General features: G+C 29.5%; 1 protein-coding gene. It reads left to right on the top strand.

Going from position 1 to position 220, the window contains the following annotated elements:
* Positions 1-220 (top strand): methyl-accepting chemotaxis protein (locus BKH43_RS08410; RefSeq protein WP_253248089.1); only part of this gene is annotated, 220 nt, incomplete at both ends.

Raw genomic sequence — 220 nt, 5'->3', positions numbered from 1 at the left:
ATACTTCTATTACTAACTTATCTCAAAGTTCTAATGCACAAGCTAGCTCTTTAGAACAATCTGCTACTGCTATAGAAGAAATAACTCAGTCTATGCAAAATGTATCTAATAAGACTAATGAAGTAATATCTCAATCTGAAGATATTAAAAGTGTTACTGTTATTATTAAAGACATAGCAGATCAAATAAATCTCTTAGCTCTTAATGCAGCTATAGAAGC

This window comes from Helicobacter sp. 13S00401-1, assembly GCF_002272925.1.
GTDB lineage: Bacteria > Campylobacterota > Campylobacteria > Campylobacterales > Helicobacteraceae > Helicobacter_I.
This window is presented reverse-complemented; position numbering and strand designations above follow the sequence as displayed.